General features: G+C 34.9%; 23 protein-coding genes and 2 other annotated features. Of the genes, 4 read left to right on the top strand and 19 right to left on the bottom strand.

Translation table 11 applies throughout. The features are described from left to right. Nucleotides 1-221: 221 nt before the first annotated feature. Nucleotides 222-1,310, bottom strand: a complete 1,089-nt coding sequence (locus tag BN1242_RS10120; RefSeq protein ID WP_062355266.1) for a M42 family metallopeptidase — start codon at nt 1,308-1,310, stop codon at nt 222-224. A 214-nt stretch (nt 1,311-1,524) separates the two neighbouring features. Here BN1242_RS10120 and BN1242_RS10115 point away from each other — a divergent pair, with 214 nt between their 5' ends. The 3 genes from BN1242_RS10115 to BN1242_RS10105 all read left to right on the top strand — a co-directional run bounded on the left by BN1242_RS10115 (nt 1,525) and on the right by BN1242_RS10105 (nt 5,638). After that, nucleotides 1,525-1,944, top strand: a complete 420-nt coding sequence (locus BN1242_RS10115; RefSeq protein WP_062355263.1) for a MarR family winged helix-turn-helix transcriptional regulator — start codon at nt 1,525-1,527, stop codon at nt 1,942-1,944. An 86-nt stretch (nt 1,945-2,030) separates the two neighbouring features. Next, nucleotides 2,031-3,758: an ABC transporter ATP-binding protein gene (locus BN1242_RS10110; protein WP_062355260.1), complete on the top strand. Its 1,728-nt coding sequence runs from the start codon at nt 2,031-2,033 to the stop codon at nt 3,756-3,758. Beyond that, nucleotides 3,755-5,638, top strand: coding sequence for an ABC transporter ATP-binding protein (locus BN1242_RS10105; RefSeq protein ID WP_062355257.1), 1,884 nt, complete (start codon nt 3,755-3,757; stop codon nt 5,636-5,638). Before BN1242_RS10110 ends, BN1242_RS10105 begins: the two co-directional genes overlap by 4 nt. A 152-nt stretch (nt 5,639-5,790) precedes the next feature. Here BN1242_RS10105 and BN1242_RS10100 read toward each other — a convergent pair whose 3' ends face one another. Next, a complete protein-coding gene (locus tag BN1242_RS10100; RefSeq protein ID WP_062355253.1) occupies nt 5,791-6,288 on the bottom strand; it encodes a dUTP diphosphatase in 498 nt (165 codons plus the stop codon). 145 nt (nt 6,289-6,433) lie between these two features. On the opposite strand from BN1242_RS10100, the gene BN1242_RS10095 reads away from it, so the two are divergent. After that, nucleotides 6,434-6,841 carry a hypothetical protein gene (locus BN1242_RS10095; protein WP_062355249.1) on the top strand — a complete coding sequence of 136 codons (408 nt, stop codon included), beginning with the start codon at nt 6,434-6,436 and terminating at the stop codon, nt 6,839-6,841. A gap of 281 nt (nt 6,842-7,122) precedes the next feature. Here BN1242_RS10095 and BN1242_RS10090 read toward each other — a convergent pair whose 3' ends face one another. From BN1242_RS10090 to mutM, 17 genes are all read right to left on the bottom strand, one after another. Then, nucleotides 7,123-7,704: a TVP38/TMEM64 family protein gene (locus BN1242_RS10090; protein ID WP_338022898.1), complete on the bottom strand. Its 582-nt coding sequence runs from the start codon at nt 7,702-7,704 to the stop codon at nt 7,123-7,125. A 210-nt stretch (nt 7,705-7,914) separates the two neighbouring features. Next, the gene (locus BN1242_RS10085) at nt 7,915-8,175 is read right to left on the bottom strand and encodes a DUF1294 domain-containing protein (RefSeq protein ID WP_062355242.1); all 261 of its coding nucleotides are present in this window, start codon (nt 8,173-8,175) and stop codon (nt 7,915-7,917) included. Between the two features lie 202 nt (nt 8,176-8,377). Further along, nucleotides 8,378-8,737, bottom strand: coding sequence for a 50S ribosomal protein L20 (gene rplT, locus BN1242_RS10080; RefSeq protein WP_062355238.1), 360 nt, complete (start codon nt 8,735-8,737; stop codon nt 8,378-8,380). Between the two features lie 38 nt (nt 8,738-8,775). Beyond that, nucleotides 8,776-8,964 (bottom strand): 50S ribosomal protein L35, encoded by a 189-nt coding sequence (gene rpmI / locus BN1242_RS10075; protein ID WP_062355235.1) that lies wholly within the window; start codon nt 8,962-8,964, stop codon nt 8,776-8,778. Nucleotides 8,965-8,987: 23 nt separating this feature from the next. After that, nucleotides 8,988-9,491, bottom strand: a complete 504-nt coding sequence (infC, locus tag BN1242_RS10070) for a translation initiation factor IF-3 (protein ID WP_062355230.1) — start codon at nt 9,489-9,491, stop codon at nt 8,988-8,990. A gap of 96 nt (nt 9,492-9,587) precedes the next feature. Further along, nucleotides 9,588-9,720 (bottom strand) — a sequence feature (ribosomal protein L20 leader region). Between the two features lie 139 nt (nt 9,721-9,859). After that, nucleotides 9,860-10,621: a kanamycin nucleotidyltransferase C-terminal domain-containing protein gene (locus BN1242_RS10065; protein WP_062355227.1), complete on the bottom strand. Its 762-nt coding sequence runs from the start codon at nt 10,619-10,621 to the stop codon at nt 9,860-9,862. Nucleotides 10,622-10,822: 201 nt separating this feature from the next. Next, on the bottom strand, nt 10,823-12,763 hold the full coding sequence (gene thrS / locus BN1242_RS10060; RefSeq protein WP_062355223.1) for a threonine--tRNA ligase: 1,941 nt from the start codon (nt 12,761-12,763) through the stop codon (nt 10,823-10,825). A 136-nt stretch (nt 12,764-12,899) separates the two neighbouring features. After that, nucleotides 12,900-13,149 (bottom strand) — a binding site (T-box leader). 25 nt (nt 13,150-13,174) lie between these two features. Then, a complete protein-coding gene (locus tag BN1242_RS10055; RefSeq protein ID WP_062355220.1) occupies nt 13,175-14,032 on the bottom strand; it encodes a putative sporulation protein YtxC in 858 nt (285 codons plus the stop codon). Nucleotides 14,033-14,122: 90 nt separating this feature from the next. After that, on the bottom strand, nt 14,123-15,055 hold the full coding sequence (gene dnaI, locus BN1242_RS10050; protein ID WP_062355217.1) for a primosomal protein DnaI: 933 nt from the start codon (nt 15,053-15,055) through the stop codon (nt 14,123-14,125). A 41-nt stretch (nt 15,056-15,096) separates the two neighbouring features. Next, nucleotides 15,097-16,470 carry a replication initiation and membrane attachment family protein gene (locus BN1242_RS10045; RefSeq protein ID WP_062355214.1) on the bottom strand — a complete coding sequence of 458 codons (1,374 nt, stop codon included), beginning with the start codon at nt 16,468-16,470 and terminating at the stop codon, nt 15,097-15,099. Nucleotides 16,471-16,592: 122 nt separating this feature from the next. Then, on the bottom strand, nt 16,593-17,060 hold the full coding sequence (gene nrdR / locus BN1242_RS10040; RefSeq protein WP_062355211.1) for a transcriptional regulator NrdR: 468 nt from the start codon (nt 17,058-17,060) through the stop codon (nt 16,593-16,595). Between the two features lie 69 nt (nt 17,061-17,129). Continuing rightward, a complete protein-coding gene (locus tag BN1242_RS10035; RefSeq protein WP_062355208.1) occupies nt 17,130-17,519 on the bottom strand; it encodes a hypothetical protein in 390 nt (129 codons plus the stop codon). Between the two features lie 158 nt (nt 17,520-17,677). Next, the gene (gene speD / locus BN1242_RS10030) at nt 17,678-18,061 is read right to left on the bottom strand and encodes an adenosylmethionine decarboxylase (RefSeq protein ID WP_062355205.1); all 384 of its coding nucleotides are present in this window, start codon (nt 18,059-18,061) and stop codon (nt 17,678-17,680) included. A 485-nt stretch (nt 18,062-18,546) separates the two neighbouring features. Beyond that, nucleotides 18,547-19,578, bottom strand: coding sequence for a glyceraldehyde-3-phosphate dehydrogenase (locus BN1242_RS10025; protein ID WP_062355201.1), 1,032 nt, complete (start codon nt 19,576-19,578; stop codon nt 18,547-18,549). 289 nt (nt 19,579-19,867) lie between these two features. After that, the gene (coaE, locus tag BN1242_RS10020) at nt 19,868-20,467 is read right to left on the bottom strand and encodes a dephospho-CoA kinase (protein ID WP_062355198.1); all 600 of its coding nucleotides are present in this window, start codon (nt 20,465-20,467) and stop codon (nt 19,868-19,870) included. 70 nt (nt 20,468-20,537) lie between these two features. Continuing rightward, on the bottom strand, nt 20,538-21,170 hold the full coding sequence (ytaF, locus tag BN1242_RS10015) for a sporulation membrane protein YtaF (RefSeq protein WP_062355195.1): 633 nt from the start codon (nt 21,168-21,170) through the stop codon (nt 20,538-20,540). A 183-nt stretch (nt 21,171-21,353) separates the two neighbouring features. Continuing rightward, the gene (gene mutM / locus BN1242_RS10010) at nt 21,354-22,181 is read right to left on the bottom strand and encodes a DNA-formamidopyrimidine glycosylase (protein WP_062355192.1); all 828 of its coding nucleotides are present in this window, start codon (nt 22,179-22,181) and stop codon (nt 21,354-21,356) included. Nucleotides 22,182-22,202 lie beyond the last annotated feature (21 nt).

Raw genomic sequence — 22,202 nt, 5'->3', positions numbered from 1 at the left:
TTTGGGAATTTTATTAATATTTTTGTTAAGATCAAAAATGGGTTAAACGAATTTTTTTTAACATTCGCAAGAAAAGCATATAAAATGAGGGACTCATTTCGAGGATAAGTTTTTCATGAAGCGGAAATTTTAAATTATCACTAGAGACAAAAAAGGCAAATAGTAAAATCAACATTTTCACTAATTGCCTTTCTCTTATTAAAGAAATTGATGATGAAAAATTAATCAAACTTAATTTTATTTACCGTATCCCAATCCAATCGTTTCACTACTTCTGTTAATAATTTCACTGTATTTTCGTAGTCATCCCGATGTAAAATTCCAGCGTGCGAATGGATATAACGTGTTGGAATGGTAATGGCAAGCGATGGAACCCCTGTTTTCGTTAAATGAATCGATCCAGCATCAGTTCCACCACCAGGAATAGCTTCGAACTGATAAGGAATTTGTAGTTCATCAGCAATTCCTGTGACAAAATCACGTAACCCTTTATGAGAAACCATGGATGCGTCATAAACAACGATTTGTGGACCTTTCCCCATTTTTCCAAGCGCTTCTTTTTCCGTTACTCCTGGAGTGTCACCAGCAATTCCAACATCAAGGGCAAAACCAATGTCTGGTTCAATTTGGTATGCGGCTGTTTTTGCACCCCGTAAGCCAACTTCTTCTTGAACAGCACCAACACTATAGACAACATTTGGATGGTTTTCTTTTTGTAAATTCTTTAATACATCAATCGCTACCGCACAACCGATACGGTTATCCCATGCTTTCGCTAGTAAATGCTTTTCGTTTTTCATTACAGTGAATTCGAAATATGGCACAATCATATCCCCTGGTGAAACACCCCAAGCTTTTGCCTCTTCTTTACTTGTTGCACCAATATCCACAAACATATCTTTAATGTCAACCGGCTTTTTCCGTGCTTCTGGTGATAAAATATGTGGTGGTTTTGAACCAATTACACCAGTTACTGTATCTCCATTAGAAGTAACGATAGTTACCCGTTGAGCGAGCATGACTTGGGACCACCAACCGCCAACTGTTTGGAAACGAACGAATCCTCTATCATCAATATTCGTTACCATAAATCCAACTTCATCAAGGTGACCAGCAATCATAACTTTCGGGCCATCTGCTTGACCATCTTTTTTAGCAATTAAACTACCAATCCCGTCTGTCGTAATTTCATTTGCATAAGAACTTATGTATTTTTTCATTACTTCCCGGGCTTCTCTTTCATTTCCAGGAATACCTTTGGCATCGGTTAAATCTTTAAGCATCATTAAAGTTTCATCTAATTGTACCAATCAAAATTCCTCCAATCTTACAAATATACAATTATTATACTAAAAACCACAGGATACGTCTAAATTTTTTTCATTTCAATGTCTAGCAGATGGCAATAGCATTTCCACTTTGAAATTCGATATTGACAGAAAAACTTAGCAGGTTTAATATTTAAACAGTTTAATAATTAATCAAGTTAATGTTTCACACTGTCAATATGTAAGGAGGATAGAAATGGAGGAAATTATTCAGCGACTTCAGCTTGCAGTAGAAAAATTGAAACGAAGCATTGCTACTGATTTACAAAAAGTTTCCATTACTACCCCGCAACTGTTAATGCTTCATTTAATTGATAAAGCAGAAAAAAGTAAGTTAACAGATTTAGCGGAGAAAATGGCAGTAAAACCAAGTGCGATTACAGTAATGATTGATCGGTTAGAAAAACCGGGATTTGTGAAACGAACCCATGATCCAGATGATAGGCGATCCATTATCGTTCAATTAACCCCCCTTGGAAAAGAAATGTTAACAATAGCGATTGAAGAGCGTAATGCCATCATTAAAACGTACTTGGCATTACTTGAACCTGAAGAAATTTTACAGCTTACGGATATTATTGAAAAAGTTGTGAACAAAAAGCAGGAAATGAAATAGCAACTTCATAAGTTTTTTTCTTTAGCAAAAGAAGACTATATAAAGCAAAATAAATGTTTCTAGCTTAATACGTAGAGGTGGATTGAATGAAAAAACTAGCAAAATTTTTACGGCCATTTCGAATGCCGATTATTTTTGTTTTATTACTCGTCTTTTTACAAACACTATCAGATTTATATTTACCAACTTTAATGTCCGATATTATTGATAACGGTGTTGTAAATGGCGATATACCATATATTTGGAAAATTGGAGGCTTTATGTTGCTCGTTGCTGCGGGTGGAATGATTTGTTCCATTTTAGCCAGTTTCTTTTCTGCAAAGGCAGCAACTGGTTTTGGTCGTGATCTTCGAGAAAGAGTCTTCTCACAAGTTGAAACTTTTTCTCAAACTGAATTCGACCAATTAAGTACTGCTTCATTAATTACAAGAACTACAAATGATATTATGCAAGTACAAAACGTGTTTATGATGATGCTAAGAATTATGTTAATGGCACCAATGATGGCCATTGGCGGAATCATTATGGCATTATCAAAAGATACGAAACTTTCCCTAATTTTCGTTGTCATATTACCAATGCTAGCTGGAACCATTTTTCTCATAGCTAGAAAAGGAATCCCTTTATTTAAAGAGATTCAAAAGAAAATTGATAACGTAAACCGCGTATTAAGGGAGAAGTTAATCGGCGTGCGCGTAATTCGCTCTTTTAACCGAGTAGGATATGAGGAAAAACGCTTTGATCAAGCGAACAGTGACTTAACGGAAACGACGATAAAAGTGAATAAAATTATGGCGGCAATGATGCCTGTTATGATGTTAATATTGAACTTCTCCTCTATCGCTATCGTTTGGTTTGGAGGTTTGCGGATTGATCAAGGTAGTATGGAAGTTGGCGACTTAATGGCATTTATCCAATATGCGATGCAAATTATGTTTTCACTCATTATGGTTTCCATGATGTTCGTAATGATTCCACGGGCACAAGTTTCTGCTGTCCGTATTAACGAAATTTTAACAATGGAATCCGTCATTAAAAATCCAGAAAATAGTAAGAGGGCTACTCAGCAAAAAGGGTATGTTGAATTTCAAAATGTTACTTTTTATTACCCTGGTGCTGAAAGTCCAGCTATTTCTCATATTAATTTTGAAGCAAAACCAGGAGAAATTACGGCTATCATTGGTGGTACCGGATCAGGTAAATCAACGTTACTAAACTTAATCCCCCGCTTTTACGATGTTACAGATGGAAAAATTTTAGTGGATGGAATCGATATTCGGGATTGGGATTTAGAAGAATTACGGGGAAAAATTGGTTTTGTACCGCAAAAAAACAGCTTATTTACTGGTACTATTGCTGATAATTTGCGTTTCGGCAAAGAAGATGCAACAGAGGCGGAATTGAAGCGCGCAATCGATATAGCCCAAGCTACAGAATTTATTCAAGAAATGAAAAAAGGGTTAAATACAGAAATTGCTCAGGGTGGCACAAATGTTTCCGGAGGTCAAAAACAGCGTCTCGCGATTGCTAGAGCTATAATACGAAAACCTGAAATTTATCTTTTTGATGATAGTTTTTCTGCTTTAGACTTTAAGACAGATGCTAAATTAAGGGCTGCATTAAAAGGAGAAACAAAAGAGGCAACAGTTTTTATTGTTGCTCAAAGAGTAAGCACTGTTATGGATGCGGATCGAATCATTGTTCTAGATGAAGGAAAAATTGCTGGAGTTGGCAAACATCGGGAACTTTTACAAACGTGTGAAGTATATCACGAAATTGTATCCTCACAGCTTTCAGAGGAGGAGATAGGATGAGTAAACACGAAGAAACTGTTAAAGGTAATCGTCCACATTCCCACCGTGGCCATGGCCCAAGAGGACCTCACGGAATGGGAATGCCAGGAGAAAAACCAAAAGATTTTAAAGGAACATTAAAGAGATTAATCCATTACTTAAAACCGAGCAAATACGCATTATTCGTCGTATTTATTGCTGCAATCCTAAGTACCGTATTTTCGATCCTTAGCCCAAAAATACTTGGAAAGGCAACAACGAAAATTTTTGAAGGATTAATGGCTAAATTTCAAGGAATACGTGGTGCAAGCATAGACTTCACTTATGTTAGCCATATCATTTATATTCTTATCGGCCTTTACCTTTTTAGTGCTGCTTTTACGTATATTCAACAATATATTATGGCAAGTGTTGCACAAAGGACCGTGTATCAATTGCGGAAAGAATTAGATGAAAAATTATCACGATTACCGTTAAAATATTATGATTCCCGAACTCACGGGGAAATATTGAGCAGAGTCGTGAATGATGTAGACAATATAAGTAGCACACTACAACAAAGTCTTACCCAATTAATTACTTCTCTCGTTACATTAGTTGGAGTAGTCGTTATGATGCTTTCGATTAGTCCAATTATGACGTTAATTATCGTATTTACTTTACCTTTAAGCTTTATTATTACTTCGATGATTGTAAAAAGATCACAAAAATTCTTTAAAGGTCAGCAAGTTGCGCTTGGGGAATTAAATGGCCATGTTGAGGAAATATATACCGGGCATCAAATCATAAAGGCGTTCGGTCATGAAAAAAAAGCGATGGCTGAGTTTAAAGAAATTAACGAGAAACTGTATGATTCGGGATGGAAAGCCCAGTTTATTTCTGGAATTATTATGCCATTAATGGGTTTTGTCAATAATATTGGCTATGTGTTCGTTTCCGTTGTTGGTGGAATTTTTGTTACGAAAAAAACAATAGAAGTTGGGGATGTCCAAGCTTTTATCCAATATGCGCGCCAGTTCTCTCAACCGATTACGCAAGCCGCGAATATTGCTAATATTATTCAATCAACAATTGCATCAGCAGAACGGGTATTTGAAGTGTTAGATGAAGAGGAGGAAATTGCCGACAAATCGGAAGCAATTGCTCTATCTAATCCTAAAGGGAATGTACAATTTGAACAAGTTAAGTTCCGCTATAAAGCGAACGAACCATTGATTGAAAATATGAATATTGTTGTCAACGCTGGACAAACCGTTGCAATTGTTGGTCCAACTGGTGCTGGAAAAACGACTTTAATGAATTTACTTATGCGTTTCTATGAAATTAATGATGGCAAGATTTCCATTGATGGAATAGACATTAGTGATATGAAACGAAGTGAATTGCGTAACCTTTTTGGTATTGTACTTCAAGATACATGGCTTTTTAACGGTACAATTAAAGATAATATTGCTTATGGTCGTGAAGATGCGACTGAACTCGAAATTATTCAAGCAGCCAAGGGTGCACACGCCGACCACTTTATTCGGACATTACCGGACGGATATGAAACGGTCCTAAACGAAGAAGCATCTAATATTTCCCAAGGGCAGAAACAATTGCTTACTATCGCAAGGGCGATTCTTTCCGATCCAAAAATTTTGATTTTGGACGAGGCAACAAGCAGTGTCGACACGAGAACAGAAATTGCTATTCAACATGCAATGGATGAACTGATGAAAGGAAGAACGAGCTTTGTCATCGCCCACCGTTTATCGACGATTCGTAATGCGGACTTAATTCTCGTCATGGACCATGGAGATGTTATAGAAAAAGGGACACACGAACAATTACTTGCTGCAAATGGCTTTTATGCAGATTTATATAATAGCCAATTTGCGAATAAGCGGGAAATTGGGTAGATTGGATTTTTGTATTGTCGTGTATCAATCAAATGTAGCTTAAGGTTAACCAACATACCTATTCGATTGAATAAACTTGAATGGTAAAACCGTAAGTTTGTTGATACAACAGTTTGAAAAGGGATGTCGTAAAAAAACATCCCTTCCTTTTATCAATAGCCTTCATCTTGTCTTTTGTGGTTCACTTGATTTTTCGCCAAATAGGCTGCTTCAACTTCTTCCGGCGTAAATCCTAAAATTTTACCAAGTTCGTAATACGATTGATACAGTTTCCAATAGGCTGCTTCCGATTTTTTTTGCTGAAGTGCTTGTATTTGGGCAAAAACTTCAATAAATTTAGCTGTTGCATCCATTTCACCAATTTCGCCTGCCAACGGAATGTCATTCACATAGTCATGAAACTTGAGGACGATACCGAGGGAAAGGATAAAGTGAAGCCCATCAACAAATTCTTCCAATATTACTTCTTTCGGTGAAGCAGCTTTTTCACTCCAAAATTTAAAGCAACGGGTTTCATTCGCTAGTTCACCTACTTCCACGAGTAAAGCTAATACCTTCTTATCAAATAAATCTTCATTTAAAAGCTCGTGCTCTGTTTCAATACGCTCATCTAATATTCTTTGTAATTGGAACATTTCTTGTAAATTCATGATTGTCACCTCGATAATTTTCCATATAAAAAATTATATCAGATCAGCGGAAAAACGAAACCTTTCGAAGTATCTTTTCGTATGTATTGTATTAGAATGAATTTATGTTCAATTTTCATTTCCAACTTTTTTTGGAGGGATACGTATGGTTGCAATACTTACACGGATTATTGTCATCATTCTCATTGTTGCATTGCTTTATAGTGGTATAAAATATTTAACTCATCCAAAAAGGAAATTGGAACTAGCCCATGAACAAAAGAAATTTTATTTTCTTGACGACGTGAATAATGTTAGGAAAAATTTTATCCTCACGTTTAAAGGGGTTCTCTTTGAAGGGGAAAAGTATTTAGGAACGACTGCTGATTCGTTTGATGTCATTTCCATTTTTGTTTTTCCGAAAAACGTTAATGCCTTAAAAGGTATGACACGAGCTGATTTTAAGACAATTGAACAACATATATTACAACATTATCCGAAAGCAAATATTGAATGGAAAAGCCCAATTAAGGAGTTCATGCAAAAAGAAGATAATCTCCATGAGGAATTTTAAATTGCTATAGCAATATGTGTAAATAGTTTTTGAGGCTGGGACCTAACTAAATTGTCTATTGTTAAAGTAGAGACATTTTTATTTTTTGGGCTACCTTGAAAATACAACTATTTTTATTAAGAAATAAAAATAAAAAAGCCGAACTATTACGAAGTACTTTACTAGATTTTCGTACGGTAGTTCGGCTTTTCTTTTATCTGTAATACTTAGTCCGAACCACTTTTTGGTTGGAATAATTCAATACATTAATTCAACGAAACCCCCACTGTATTTGTCCTTTCTTAAGCTGCCGATTTGAAAAAATCTTTCCATTTAATAATGACAACTTTTTCCCGTAAAACAACAAGAAGTACTGTTAAAGCGATGAGAAAAATAATGACCATCGAAGGCGAAAATTGTTTAAAAAACTGCCCAAACACGGTATAAAAAATAACGACCGGAATATTCGTATAAAACGAGCTAGTTGCATATTCTTTAAATGATTTCTTCCGTTCTAATAAACAAAAACATAATAATTGGAAATGCATAAAAGGAATGAGTTTTAATACCGCTAATTGTCCCGCAGTGAAATTCGAATACGGACCGAACCATTTTATTTTAATGGAATGCAGTTTTTGATAAAAAGCTGGTACAAATCTTACAATCAAGTAAAATACGAAACTAGATAGCGTTAGTCCGATTAATGAATAAATGGAGCCTAGAACTGTACCGAAAAGCAAGCCGCCAACTAAACAGACAACGACAACAGGAATAAATAAAAATTGCCGAAATGTATGAAAAGCAATAAATGCCAACGGTGCAAAAATCCCACTCATCTCTAAAAATGACAAGACATAAGTTGTTTTATCATCCAATGAAAACACCCCTTCGGATCAAGATGCTATTCTTTGTTGTACATTCTTATGTAGGGTTATTGTATATGCGTATCAAGCTGATTAGTATTCGCAATGAAAATGGCTAATAAAAAATAAGACTCTATTAAAACATATACAAAAATAAAGCAACATATGCCTGTATGCAATTTTGTAATAAATTTGTTTCGCTGTTATGAATCTGTAACTTATAATAATAGTTTAAAAAAACCAAATACATGCAACAATTTGAATAAAACTGAGAGCAGGGAGACCTAGTTTGAAATGAATATGCTTAGTTTTATGATGAAATACGTTCATACCGATGAACGCACCGATGGCACCACCAAAAATAGCTATTAACCATATTGTTTTTTCACTTATTCGCCAGTTTCCTTTTATTGCCCTGTTTTTATCTATTCCCATAATTAAAAAACCAACAATATTTATCCCAACATAAGACCATAAAAATAATTCATTCAAATGAACGACCTCGCTTACTATTATCTTTTTCTTTAATATCCCTCGAAATTGGATATCGTTACTGTTAAACAATAAGGTGGATTTTTATAACATGTGATTGGAGTAATATAGATTGTGATAATCCAGAACGAATTTTTGCAAAACAAAGATATGAAAAAACAGCCATTCCTAAATGGGAGAATGACTGTTATTGAGTGTAAATTTATTTACTTAATTGTTCTTTTGCAGAGTTTGCAAGTTGGCTGAACGCATTTGCATCAGAAATAGCTAAATCTGCAAGCATTTTACGGTTCACTTCAATACCAGCAAGTTTTAATCCGTGCATTAAACGGCTATATGAAAGACCGTTCATACGTGCTGCTGCATTAATACGTGTAATCCATAATTTACGGAATTCACGTTTCCGTTGACGACGGTCACGGTATGCATACATTAATGATTTCATTACTTGTTGGTTTGCTACTTTATATAAACGGTGTTTAGAACCTGTATAACCTTTTGCTAGCTTTAAAACTTTTTTACGACGTTTGCGGGTAACTGTACCGCCTTTAACACGTGCCATAATTTAGTCCCTCCTAAATTTCCTTCATAGTCAAATAATTAGATCATATGGCGAATTCGTTTGAAGTCTCCAGTTGAAACAACTGCACCTTTACGAAGTTTACGTTTTTGTTTTTGTGATTTATTTGCAAATAAGTGGCTTGTATATGCATGGGAACGTTTGAATTTGCCAGTTCCTGTTTTCTTGAAACGTTTTGCAGAGCCACGATGAGTTTTCATTTTAGGCATAATTTAGTCCTCCTTAAAAATCATTACTTTTCTGTTTTTGGTGCTAAAACTAGAAACATACTGCGTCCTTCCATCTTCGGAGCAGACTCTACTTGTGCAATATCTGAACACTCTTTTGCTAAGCGATCAAGTACTTTTTGACCAATATCTTTATGAGTAATGGCGCGCCCTTTAAAACGTAAGGATGCTTTTACTTTGTCGCCTTTTTCAAGGAATTTACGGGCATTACGTAATTTCGTATTAAAATCATGTTCGTCAATCGTTGGACTGAAGCGAACCTCTTTAATGTTGATGACTTTTTGTTTCTTTTTCGCTTCTTTTTCTTTCTTTTGTTGCTCGAAACGGAATTTTCCATAGTCCATAACTCTAGCCACAGGTGGTTTTGCGTTTGGGGCAACTAGAACTAGATCCAAGTTCCGTTTAGAAGCAATTTCTAATGCTTCTTGTTTAGATTTAATGCCCAATTGTTCGCCATTCGCATCAATTACACGAAGTTCGCGAGCACGAATGCCCTCGTTTACCAACATATCTTTGCTAATATTAAGACACCTCCAAGGGATATTCTTGAATACGTTCGTTTGGGGGAAAGAAAGTATTCGCTAAACCGGTTACTGCCATTTTCAGGCAATAAAAAAGTGCAGGTCGAACACCCGCACAGCATATCTGTATATATACAAATAAGTTTTGTTGTTTTAACCTGTTAACAGCTTTGAAAGCGTCTTTTCAGGTGAGAAGCGGGTGCCTCTTCTTATCCACAAACTGTATTCAATTCACTTCACTTAATATAGCATATGTCAGACATGATGTCAAATTCGTTTTTTTAAAACACAAGTAATAATATAACAAAAAAAAACGTCGCTGACAATAGATAATTTTATTTTTACTATATTAGAGCTTAACAAGGAAGTTCATTTACAAAATATTGAATACCACGTTTTGTTAACCATTGATTAACAGCCGTCCAAACGGATTCACAGTACTTATATAGTTTTTCTTTATTTTGAAGATCACCCTCTAAAATAAGTGTAACGAGTTCATGATAGTGTTCCGGTATGTATTTCATTTTTAATGATTCTTGCAGAGTAGTTGCCCTTGTTGTATAGTACTTCTTATTCACAAGGCCGATTAATACGGCGATTTCCCAAGCAAAATCCATTGCTCCTTGAGGCAAATAATTGAGATTTCCATTGTACCAATTATTTCTAATTTTCCCCATCGTTTCGTATAGTTCATCAATCATAAATTGGCGGATGGCATTTGTAAACTTTGCTTCGTCATATGTTAAAACCGTTGTTTTAAGTTCAGAAAAAAAATCTGTAGGATCATAAATTTTCAACACTTCTGCATAAGAACCTGCAACAATCGGCCACATTTCATCAATCGTTTGCGCTTCTTTTAGCAGTTGTGATTTCGTGTTCACATCGATTTCAATTTTAATATTTTCGTAAATAAATTCATATTCTGCCACAATTGCCTCTTCTTCAATTACAATATGTATTTCTATATCTGAATACGGCCCAGCTATATTTTTTCCTATAGAACCATATACTCCGATTGCTATTATGTGCGCTCTATATTGATTTAAATAATTATCTTTAATTTTCTCGACAATTTTTAGCTTATCTTCTAAACTTGTCTGCACCGGATATTTTAACATTACTTCACCCTTCTCTTTTTTCATTTATCTTATAGAACCGGGAATGAATAGATTTTTTCCTAAATAATGAATATTTTACCTTTTTCATCCCGTTATGATTTTAAACCTCTTCAGTAAAAAACTGTGAAAAAAAATCGCCCCGTTATCTCGAGACGATCATTTAAATCAACCACTAAGCAAACCATAATTTTATCTAAAAACTTACTTCAATATGTTTACTTCTTTTTTAATAAGTTCAAGGAAGTTGGCAAATGACACTGTTTCTGATTTTTGCTCACCATACTTCCGGACGTTCACCGCTTGTTCTGCTACTTCTTTATCACCGACAACAAGCATATATGGGATTTTTTGAATTTGAGCTTCACGAATTTTATAGCCAATTTTCTCCTCACGAGTATCTAGTTCAACTCGAATTCCAGCACGTTTCAACTCTTCTTGGACAGATTTAGCATAATCAAAATGAACTTCTGGAGAAACTGGAATAACTTGTACTTGAACTGGTGCAAGCCATGTTGGGAAAGCTCCTTTATATTCTTCGATTAAATAAGCGACGAAACGTTCCATCGTGGAAACGACACCACGATGAATGACGACTGGTCGATGTGGTTTGCCATCTTCGCCAATATAAGTTAGATCAAACCGTTCAGGTAGTAGGAAGTCCAATTGAACTGTAGACAAAGTTTCCTCTTTTCCAATTGCTGTCTTTACTTGAACATCGAGTTTTGGACCATAGAAAGCAGCTTCTCCCTCTGCCTCGAAATAATTCAACTGTAAGTCATCCATTGCCGACTTCAGCATACTTTGCGCCTTTTCCCACATCTCATCATCGTCAAAATATTTTTCCGTATCTTCTGGGTCACGGTAACTTAATCGGAATGAATAATCTGTGATGTTAAAGTCTTTATATACTTCCATAATTAACTCAACTACTCGTTTGAATTCCTCTTGAATTTGGTCTGGCCGAACAAAAATATGGGCATCATTTAACGTCATTCCACGTACCCGTTGAAGACCTGACAAAGCTCCACTCATTTCATAACGATGCATTGTACCAAGTTCTGCAATTCGAATTGGCAGTTCGCGGTAAGAATGCATGGAATTTTTATAAACCATCATATGATGTGGGCAGTTCATCGGTCGCAAGACTAATTCCTCCCCATCGCCCATATCCATTGGTGGATACATATCTTCATGGTAATGATCCCAGTGGCCGCTCGTTTTATACAAATCGACATTGGCAAGAACTGGTGTATAAACGTGATCATAACCAAGGCTAATTTCTTTATCAACGATATAACGTTCGATTGTCCGGCGCACAGTTGCTCCTTTTGGAAGCCATAATGGAAGACCTTGACCAACTAGTTGGTTGATAGCAAATATTTCTAATTCTTTACCGAGCTTCCGATGATCTCGCTCTTTAGCCTCTTCTATCATTTTTAAATGGGCCTCTAAATCAGCCTTTTTGAAAAATGCTGTTCCATAAATTCGTTGCAACATTTTATTATTGCTATCACCCCGCCAATAAGCACCAGCAATAGTTAATAATTTAAATTCTTTAATTTTTCCTGTTGAAGGGACGTGAATACCACGGCATAAATCAAAAAACTCCCCTTGTGCATAAATAGTGACCGATTCTCCGTCAGGAATTGCTTCAATAAGTTCTAATTTATATTCATCGCCAATTTCTTGATACATGCGGATTGCTTCTTCCCGACTAACGACTTTACGGTGAATCTCTAAATTTTCATTAATTATTTTTTTCATTTCTTTTTCAATTGCTGGTAAATCCTCTGGTGTGATTGATTCCTCGAGGTCCATATCATAATAAAACCCATTTTCAATAACTGGACCAACACCGAGTTTAACGTTTTTAAATAAACGTTTAATCGCTTGTGCCATTAAGTGGGCAGTGCTGTGGCGCATGATTTCCAATGCCTCATCGTCTTGTTCAGTAATTATTTGTATAGCACCATCAGCTTCAAGCGGTGTGCGTAAATCCACTAGTTCACCGTTATATTTTCCAGCCAATGCCTTTTTCTTTAATCCTGGGGAAATCGATGCAGCAATATCTTCTGTTGTTGTACTTCTTGGAAACTCCTTCACTGCTCCATCTGGGAAAGTAACTTGAATCATTTCAGACATTGTAAAATCCTCCTTTTAGTGAAAAACATTTCAAAATCCGTTTTGTTCCGATAAAGTTTTTATCGTACAAACACATCTTTCCATTCCGAAATAATTGTAAATGCAAAGTTTGGGAAAATAAAAAACCCGTCCCTCATATAGGGACGAGTTAAATTATACCCGTGGTTCCACCCTGATTCTCGTCAGAATTCTCTGAAAAAAACCAAGAAAATAAGACGACTCAGTACAGTAACGGTTGTTGCCGGCAGATAATACTCAAGTTTCTCACTTTTTCATAACTGCAGTTTAAAGGTGGTAAGCTTTTTATTCGTGTTAGGAAGTTTTCACCAATGCTTCCCTCTCTGGAAACCGTAATAAAAAACCCATGTCCTTTGCATCACTTTTCGTTTATTCCGATTAAATTATGTATTATTATAGTTTTTCACGAGATAAAAAGCAAGGATTTTTTATCATCTTTTTCAATTCCGCTATTGATTGTAATGGCAAGACGATTAATTTTTCTTCAAATACATTTTTCAATGTTTGGATAATGCCTTGATCCGGATTATTTGTGTATAAAAATATTTGCTTCGGTGCAAGCGAGATTAACGGTGCAATCGTTGTAGAATCAACATAGATTGGATGGTTTGAAATTAATTTCCGATCAATCCGCCGATTTAAATCAGAACGTTTCATTTGTTGCTTTTTTTCATCTAAGAAAATAAAATCTTCTTCATTAATTATATACACACAATCCATTTGTGACTTTCTGCCAGTTAAAAATCCTCGTAAAAAATGGATAAACATTTGGTATTCTTGCTCTAGCTTGTATTCATCAATGGCAGTTTCAAGTAATGTCGGAAATTTTTCTACATAAAAACGAAGTCTGAAGGTGAGAAAAGCATCAAATGAGAAGGATGTGTTTAATTGCAACACCTCTATTATGGCATCATCCACTTTTTCTTGAAGTTGAACGAAATCAGTCTCGATATATAAGTCTTTTCTTTTTCCTGTTAATATCGATTGTAGCATTTGAATGATTTGTTCCTGTTCATTTGGATCATGGTAAAAATAGTCTTCTTGTAAAATTTTTTTACAAATTTCATTACGTTTTTTTTCCATTATTAATTTTTTCAATGCATAGTGCAGCTTTTTAAAAATAACATTTTGTTCATTTATTTCATGCTGAATGATAAGTTCCAGTTGTCTTTTTTGAACGTTCAACTTTTGCTTCTGCAATATCACGTATAAATATTGGATATCATTATGATTATCAAAAAAAATGACCAAGCTTTGTCCCCCCTATGAGGAATTCCTGTTTCATATATATGGGGAGCTTGGTCAATTTAGAAGTTAATTTGATATTATTTTCAAAGGTGATTAATTTCTTTTATTTTTTCCGTCAATCATTATCGGTTCTGATAAAAATTGTATTCTTTCAATGATGCGTCGCGCCTTAACTTTTTCTTCTTCACCACGTTGAGAATATGTTAAATGGTGTTCCAATTCTGTTAAATCAAAATTAGAAGTGAAAAATGTCGGTAATTTCTCCAGCATTCGATATTGAAGAATCGGTCCTATCACTTCATCACGAACCCAACTAGAAACTGTTTCTGCCCCTATATCATCAAACATTAATAATGGAGCTGTTTTGAGTGCATTAATTTTATTATCCAAATTACCATCACTGATTGCTTGTTTCATTTCCCGAATAAATTCGGGGACGTAGACAATGGTGGAAGCAATATTTTTCTTTTGCAATTCATTTGCGACTACACCTAATAAATACGTCTTTCCTGTTCCAAATGGTCCGTATAAATACAAACCTTTTCGAAAATTACCTATTTCATATTCCGTAATAAACTGTTCTATTTTATCAATTGCTTTAATCCGGTTTGGGGTATCAAGAATAACCTCACTCATCGTTGCTTCGACAATTTCTTTCGGAATATGGATGCACTGGATTAACTTTTCTCTACTTTTAAGTTCGTCTGCTACGATTTTACATTTACATGGAACATATTTTATATCAATGACATTCCTGTTAATAATAAGTTTCGGTTCATATCCTGGAATTAAGTTTGGACATTCTGCTAACGTATGATTTTCTTTATTTTCTTTTATTTGTGAAATAAATTCATATAATTTATTTAAACTTTGGTCAATCATTTTCATGGTTACTTGATTCTTATTTTCGGCAATAAAGCGGCGGACATCTTCATTCGCCAATATTTCTTCACGCATCGCTGCAAGGCGATTTTGAATATGATCACGACCTTTAAATTTTTTTAACGTATCGCTTATTTTCTCCATCTCGCACCTCCTTTTTTCTAACTCTACTAAACGGGTGGACTTCACTTATATTTTTTTAAGCGTTCTTCCATTTTTCGTTTTTCTTCTTCGAATTTTTCTATGTCTATTGGCGTCTCTGTTGTTTCTTTGTTATCGAACCAGCTTGGTACTTTTTCGGTACGGATTGGTTTTCTTGTTACAGGCTGTTTCTTCTCTTTTTTCGTTTGTTGCCATTCAATATATTGGCGGTGTTCGTTTTTCGCTAATTCCATTGCTTCTGGAACAGTTTTTATTTTTTTTCGCGACCAATGAGATGCAATTTTTTCAACATATGTTTTTTGAAGCTTCATATCCGTTCTTAATAAACAGTATTGAATAAGTACATTGGTGACACCCGGTGTTAGTTTTTGCTTTAACATCACTTCTTCAATTAGCCGAATGTCCGATGTGCTTGGTTCAGAGCCATCAGATAAATCTTCTAACAATTTTCTCGGGCTCACTGTTTCTAAATAACGAATTAATCGTTCTTCCTGTGTTCTCGGTTGATCAATAGCGGAATGATAAACTGGGGATTGAATACGATCTACTAATTGCGGTAATTTGTTATAATGTTCAATGGAATACCAATCCCTTGCAGCTTTCCGTAACTTTTCAATATCTATCGTATGTTGTTCCGTTCTAGCTTCAATTACGAGATGTTTCATTTGTATCGGATCAATTCCGTATAAGAAAGAAAGTGTTGTAATTACATGTTTCACTTGTGGTGTAAAAGCATTTAAAGGAACAATTTGTTCATTTATCCCAGCGAATAGTAAATCAAAATCAAATAAGTCTTGTTCAATAATGATTGGAGCAGGTTCTCCTCTACTTTGTATAATTGTGTTCGGGTTCTCTATTTCTATATCCGCATTTTTCATTACTGCCAATGGATTAGCAGAATGGAAAATTTCATGAAACGCTTTCGTTGTTTTTTCATATTCCGTCAGATTTATCGGTTTATCAATGAATGAATGACGAAGCCGATTATAATAGTCTCGACCAATTTTTTGATATAAATATATATTTAATAAGCCATCCGAAAAAAATTGACTAGCAGATAAAGGAACGTTTAGCTTATAAAGAAAAGATCGTGTTTCATCCTCGGTTTTTACAAATGTCTCTAGTAAACCGATTGCTTCTAATTTTAACCGTGCATAATAAATGTTTTTCAAATTTTCATCTAAGATGTTCATTAAAAAATAATGTGATACAGGTTCTGAAAGTAGTCGATTCTCCTCCAGCTGATTTTTCAATGTCATGTATAAACTTATACATAATGGTCCAATGAGTGGTTGGTAAAGTAATGTTAATACCTTTCGATCACCTTCATTAAAAGGGCCATCCACTGAAACGACATATTGATCACCAGGTATTAATTCTTTCCAATGTAGCTCCATACAAACAACCCCATTAATTTTATTTAATACAAAGCGTCTCCAAACTTAATTGTTGGTTATCGGTCCAAGCACTCACTTTTCAACAAATACATTAACCTACATTATTAACTTCTATCAGTTTTTCATTTTTCGTTTCCGTCTTTCCTAAGTAACTCCTTCAGTTCATCAATAAATACATTAATATCTTTAAATTGACGATAAACGGAAGCAAAACGAACATAGGATACTTCATCGATTTTCGCTAGCTTGTCCATCACCATTTCACCTATAGATTCGCTTTTTACTTCACGAATCCCAATATTTCGTAGTTCTTTTTCTACTTCCATTGTAATATTCTCTAATTGATTTAATGTTACTGGACGTTTTTCACACGCTTTAATTAATCCGCGCAATATTTTATCTCTACTAAATTCCTCACGGGTACCGCCTTTTTTTATAACAATTAGCGGATACTCTTCAACCCTTTCAAATGTTGTAAATCGATAACTGCAATCTTCACATTCTCTCCGTCTTCTAATGGAACGGCCTTCATCCACTGGTCTAGAATCAATAACTCTTGAGTTAGCAGATGAGCATGTTGGACATCTCAAAGATAACACCTCCGACTAAATTATATTTTCTCTCATTCTATAGAACTTAAGAGCTTACTGAGGTATTTGTCATTTAACGCCAATGGATGGTAGCTTTTTATCCAATTCTTTATATAATCCAACGACTATTTTTTTTAATGCTGGGTAAAGTCCAATAATGGAAAACTTATCAGAAGATACCATGAAATCTACAGCAGTTTCAAATGGACGGGTTTGAATAACCGTTACTACGATAAATGCATGTGGATTTTTTTTCATGTGAATGGCTAATTCTCCTCTTTCTTTTGAAGTGGAAGAAATCTCCATTGTTTGATCTTTTTGAAACACTTCTGTTACGGCTTGAAAAACTTTATCAAAAGATGTTTTATAATAATGGCTTCTTAATTCATCATCAAAATGGTCGTCTCTCGTTTCAAGTTGTTTATGAAAACGTTGGAATATAGATTTTTTTCTACTCATAAAATATTTACCTCTCTCTTCTCTATTATTTATAACTTTTTCTTAAATATATTATTATTTTACTACATTTTCACTAAATAAAAAAAGGCATTGTACGTAAATATACAACACCTGGATTAATACTTTTTTAAAAAACAACGTTCATTTTGAAAAGAGCCTTAGTAAACAAAGGAGTCTCTAACCTTTTTCACTTGAACTGGGCCCATTCCTCTAGGCAATTCCACCGTTTCCCGGGAATTTGCTTCTAAGCTTTCGGCAATGTAATTTGCTGCAATTGTCGGATCTAAATCACCACAAGTATATACATCGATACTAGCGTATCCATGTTCTGGAAATGTATGAATGGTCAAGTGCGATTCTGAAATAATAACGACACCACTCACACCTTGTGGAGCAAATTTATGAAAAGCAACTTCACGAATTTCTGCTCCTGATTTTAATGCAGCTTCCACAAAAATCTTTTCAATTTTATCAATGTCATTGAGCTTTTCGAAGTTACAACCCCATAATTCTGCAATGACATGTCGACCCACTGTTTCCATATGAGCCCCCCCTTTTCCAATTTTCCTGTACAGACAATTAGTTTCAAAAGAGTGTACATGAAACGTATAACTACCACGGGGGAAAGTTAGTCCGAAGAGGTCCTAACCCTTTAAGTAGTTAATTTTGTTACACGATTCCTAGTATACTTTGTTTCTATTTACTTTTCAATAAAAAACTGCAAAAAATGCAGAATCCATCAGTCGAAAGTCTTCATCTCCACTTATTTCGTTGAAACAAGAGTTTCTCTTCCATCCATCTTAATCATTTTATGCTTTTTTTAAGTTAGTCATACTTGTCACTAACATAAAAAAGGCTTAACCCTGGTACAAAGACAATTTTTCATGTTTTGTACCTTTTTTGGAATTAAGCCTTGCTTTCATATTTATTTGTATATATGGACAAGAGCTGATTGTTGCAAGTGGAATTTTTCAACTGCACATAAAGTATCCACTATATGATAATCAACTATAAAAGAAAAGGACAGTTAAATTGTACTTAGTTCCATCTGCTTATTCATTTCATTGGCAACTATTTTTACTAAATCAACGACACGGCAGGAATATCCCCACTCATTATCGTACCAAGCTAGAACTTTCACCTTTTTACTATCAATTACCATTGTTGATAAACCATCAACAATCGAGGAATGATCATTTGTATTAAAATCAGTGGAAACGAGTGGTTCGAATGTGATATCTAGAATTCCCTTTAACTTATTTTCACTGGCTGTTTGGAATGCTGCATTTATTTCCTCTATCGTCACTTCTTTTTCCAAATCAACTACTAAATCAACTAAAGAAACGTTCGGTGTTGGTACTCGTAATGCCATACCATGCAGTCTTCCTGATAGCTGTGGCAATACTTTTGAAATTGCTTTCGCTGCTCCTGTCGTAGTTGGTATAATGGATTGTGCACAAGCCCTAGCTCTACGTAAATCTTTATGCGGATTATCTAAATTATTTTGATCATTTGTATAAGCATGAACCGTCGTCATAAAACCGTTTACAATTCCGAACTGCTCATCTAATACTTTAGCTACAGGTGCTAAACAATTAGTAGTACAAGATGCGTTGGAAATAATATGGTGATTATCAATCTCAAGATCACAATCATTTACCCCTACAACGATTGTGACATCTTCATTTTTCCCAGGAGCAGTTAATACTACCTTTTTTGCACCTGCCTTCAAATGTAATTCTGCTTTGTCACGCGAATTAAATTTTCCTGTTGCTTCCACGACAATATCTATTTGTAATTTATCCCACGGTAATAGTTCTGGATTTCGGTTATTTAATAATAGAACCTTTTTCCCATTAACTATTAAACTATTTTCACCAATTTCAACATCATGAGGATATTTCCCATGTACTGTATCATATTTAATTAAATGTGCTAACGTTTCCGCTGGATAGCTTGCATTTATTGCTACTACTGACAATTCTTCATCCATCATTGCTTTTCGAAAAACCATCCGCCCAATTCTGCCAAAACCGTTAATTGCTATTTTTCTCCCCATCATGAGCCTCCTGTTTTATGATGTACATTTTGTTATATTACCGTTAATTAGTATAACATATATTATGTAAGACGTATAATAATATTGCCTTGTTTTTTCAATTAATTATTTAGAGTTATATTTCGACAAGCGTTCCATTCTGTTTTTGGAAAGAATAGGAAATGTGTTATACTTTTACATTAAATTTTCCATAAAAAAACCATGGCAGCTACTTTCCTTTTAAGATGCCATGGTTATTGATTATCTTGATGAAAATTGTTTTATAGAAGTATTCATTGTTGTTCTGAACTTACAGAATGCCCCATTCAGTCAATATATTCATTAGTTGTTGCTTTGTATAGGCAATTGTACTACGGTTGTCGATAACTGCATTTGCTAGTTTCCGCTTTTCTTCAATGGAAAGTTGAGATTGAATTCTAGCAAGAGCATCTTCCTTTGACAAATGGTTTCTAGCCATTAATCTCTCCAACTGTGTCTCTTGATCAACATAAACTACAATCACTTTTTCTGCCATATGTGTTAAATTACTTTCATACAATAGCGGGATATCCAAGAAAATAGCCCTTTCACCCCGTTGAACAGCAGACTCTATTTCTTCATGCATTTGCTTTCTAACTGCTGGATGAACAATAGAATTCAGTAGTTTTCGCTTGTTTTCATCATGAAAAATTATCGAACCTAACTTTGCACGGTCAATTGTTTTATCAGGTTGTAAAATTTCCTTCCCGAATTTTTCAACTATCTCTTTATATGCGGATTCATTGGGCTCAACGACTTTCCTCGCTGCCATATCTGCATCTATAACTGTAAACTTTAGTTCTTGAATCATCTTACTGACGGTTGATTTTCCTGTCGCGATTCCACCAGTAATTGCTATCGTCACTGTCATACGTCGAGTCCCTCCAAGTTTTTCCTCTATTTTAGCATTATCTCATGGAAAAAAGCGAACATTTTATCGTTTATATCCTCCATAAACCGATTAATATGAGTAATAACCCTGGAATAAAAGAAAATTTTTCGACCCATTTGACATTTGCAACCGATGCGCCAATCTTTATTCCTATAAAAGCAAAGCCGGCACTCATGATTCCAACGGTAATTGCTAGTAAAATTGGTGAAAACCCGAGCATAGATGCACCAAGTCCTGCGCCTAATGCATCTAAGGATAATGCAATTCCTAACAATACTGCCTCCAAACCTTTAATGGACCCAGAACGATCTAAATCCGCAGACATCGGCTTTTTTAATATATGAATAACTACCCCAATTGATTTCATTTCTAATTTGAACAAAACTTTACTTTCATTCGTTACAACTTCTTCTTTATGCTCACGAAAAAATTGAAATAGTGCCCACACGCCTAGTAAGATAAGAATTATCCCGCCGATTGTATTACTAACATTTTCTGATAATATTTTCCCAATATATTTTCCTAAAACTGAAGCAAAAAATAGTGACAAGCTTGAAAAACATGCAATAATAACGATTGCATGAAACGGAATGATCATTTTCCTTAATCCGTAAGTAAAACCGACTGAAAAACTATCAATACTTACTGCTAATGCTAGTAACAATAGGACGAAAATATCCATAAACGAAAAAACTCCCTCCTCTACAACACCTATCCTATTGTATGAGGGGAGCTTTTCTTTTGTTCAAAGCGTTCTTTACGCTTACGCTATTACTAAAATGAACATGAATGGGTATTTCTTCCACAATTTACGTACTTTTCATTATTTCAAATGATAAGGTGGGTGGCTTTCACGTAGGTAAGTTTATAGTCGTTGACATTTAGGACAAATATGAGTGCCCCTCCCGCTAACTTTTATTTTTTCAATAGCAGTGCCACAGCGCTTGCACGGCTGACCTGTTTGACCATAAGCATTTAATTCCAATTGAAACATGCCTATTTCTCCTTGGGAGTTAACATAGGAGCGAATGGTACTTCCCCCTTTTGCTACCGCTTCTTCTAACGTGGCAATTATTTGTTTTCTTAATTGTTTTATTTCATTATCAGAAAGAGTGTTAGCAATTCTTTCAGGGTGAATTTTTGCACGAAATAATGCTTCATCCACGTAAATATTACCTAAGCCAGTGACAATTGTTTGATCGAGTAAAACTGCTTTAATATTTCTTGTCGTTTTTTCTAAAGATTTTTTTAAATAGGCTGTTGTAAATTGTTTAGTAAAGGGTTCTAGTCCTAGACGGGATAACGGCAGCTTGTCAAACTCTGTCCCCTTCGGAAAAACATGCATCGTCCCAAATTTACGAACATCTCGATAGCGTAGTTCCGTTTCATCGGTAAAAGAAAAAATGACATGGGTATGTTTATCTAATTGTTCGGATTTTGGATAAACTCCATATTTCCCTTCCATTCGCAAATGAGATACGAGTACGATATCATCTAAATAAAAAATGAGAAATTTTCCTTTCCTACCAATTTCTCTTATTGTTTGTCCTTTTAACAAAAGCTTAAACTCATCGATATCAGCAGGTTCCTTAATAATCTTCGGCCAATATACTTCTACAAAAGCAATTGTTTTGCCAATCACTAATTTTTCCAACGTTTTTCTTACCGTTTCTACTTCTGGTAATTCAGGCATCTATTACACTTCTTTCTACTT

The organism is Bacillus kwashiorkori (assembly GCF_001375515.1).
In the GTDB taxonomy this organism is placed as follows: domain Bacteria; phylum Bacillota; class Bacilli; order Bacillales; family Caldibacillaceae; genus Bacillus_BK; species Bacillus_BK kwashiorkori.
Note: the sequence above shows the minus strand (reverse complement) of the source record. Positions and strands in the feature narration are given on the sequence as shown.

Bases quoted from the DNA above. Each gene is read 5' to 3' on its own strand.
- infC (WP_062355230.1), bottom strand. From the start codon at position 9,491: ATGTTGGTAAACGAGGGCATTCGTGCTCGCGAACTTCGTGTAATTGAT.
- BN1242_RS10095 (WP_062355249.1), top strand. From the start codon at position 6,434: ATGGTTGCAATACTTACACGGATTATTGTCATCATTCTCATTGTTGCA.
- BN1242_RS10115 (WP_062355263.1), top strand. From the start codon at position 1,525: ATGGAGGAAATTATTCAGCGACTTCAGCTTGCAGTAGAAAAATTGAAA.
- rplT (WP_062355238.1), bottom strand. From the start codon at position 8,737: ATGGCACGTGTTAAAGGCGGTACAGTTACCCGCAAACGTCGTAAAAAA.
- dnaI (WP_062355217.1), bottom strand. From the start codon at position 15,055: ATGGAGAAAATAAGCGATACGTTAAAAAAATTTAAAGGTCGTGATCAT.
- mutM (WP_062355192.1), bottom strand. From the start codon at position 22,181: ATGCCTGAATTACCAGAAGTAGAAACGGTAAGAAAAACGTTGGAAAAA.
- BN1242_RS10105 (WP_062355257.1), top strand. From the start codon at position 3,755: ATGAGTAAACACGAAGAAACTGTTAAAGGTAATCGTCCACATTCCCAC.
- BN1242_RS10045 (WP_062355214.1), bottom strand. From the start codon at position 16,470: ATGGAGCTACATTGGAAAGAATTAATACCTGGTGATCAATATGTCGTT.
- BN1242_RS10065 (WP_062355227.1), bottom strand. From the start codon at position 10,621: ATGTTAAAATATCCGGTGCAGACAAGTTTAGAAGATAAGCTAAAAATT.
- BN1242_RS10100 (WP_062355253.1), bottom strand. From the start codon at position 6,288: ATGAATTTACAAGAAATGTTCCAATTACAAAGAATATTAGATGAGCGT.
- BN1242_RS10110 (WP_062355260.1), top strand. From the start codon at position 2,031: ATGAAAAAACTAGCAAAATTTTTACGGCCATTTCGAATGCCGATTATT.
- thrS (WP_062355223.1), bottom strand. From the start codon at position 12,763: ATGTCTGAAATGATTCAAGTTACTTTCCCAGATGGAGCAGTGAAGGAG.
- rpmI (WP_062355235.1), bottom strand. From the start codon at position 8,964: ATGCCTAAAATGAAAACTCATCGTGGCTCTGCAAAACGTTTCAAGAAA.
- BN1242_RS10025 (WP_062355201.1), bottom strand. From the start codon at position 19,578: ATGGGGAGAAAAATAGCAATTAACGGTTTTGGCAGAATTGGGCGGATG.
- BN1242_RS10035 (WP_062355208.1), bottom strand. From the start codon at position 17,519: ATGAGTAGAAAAAAATCTATATTCCAACGTTTTCATAAACAACTTGAA.
- coaE (WP_062355198.1), bottom strand. From the start codon at position 20,467: ATGACAGTGACGATAGCAATTACTGGTGGAATCGCGACAGGAAAATCA.
- ytaF (WP_062355195.1), bottom strand. From the start codon at position 21,170: ATGGATATTTTCGTCCTATTGTTACTAGCATTAGCAGTAAGTATTGAT.
- speD (WP_062355205.1), bottom strand. From the start codon at position 18,061: ATGGAAACAGTGGGTCGACATGTCATTGCAGAATTATGGGGTTGTAAC.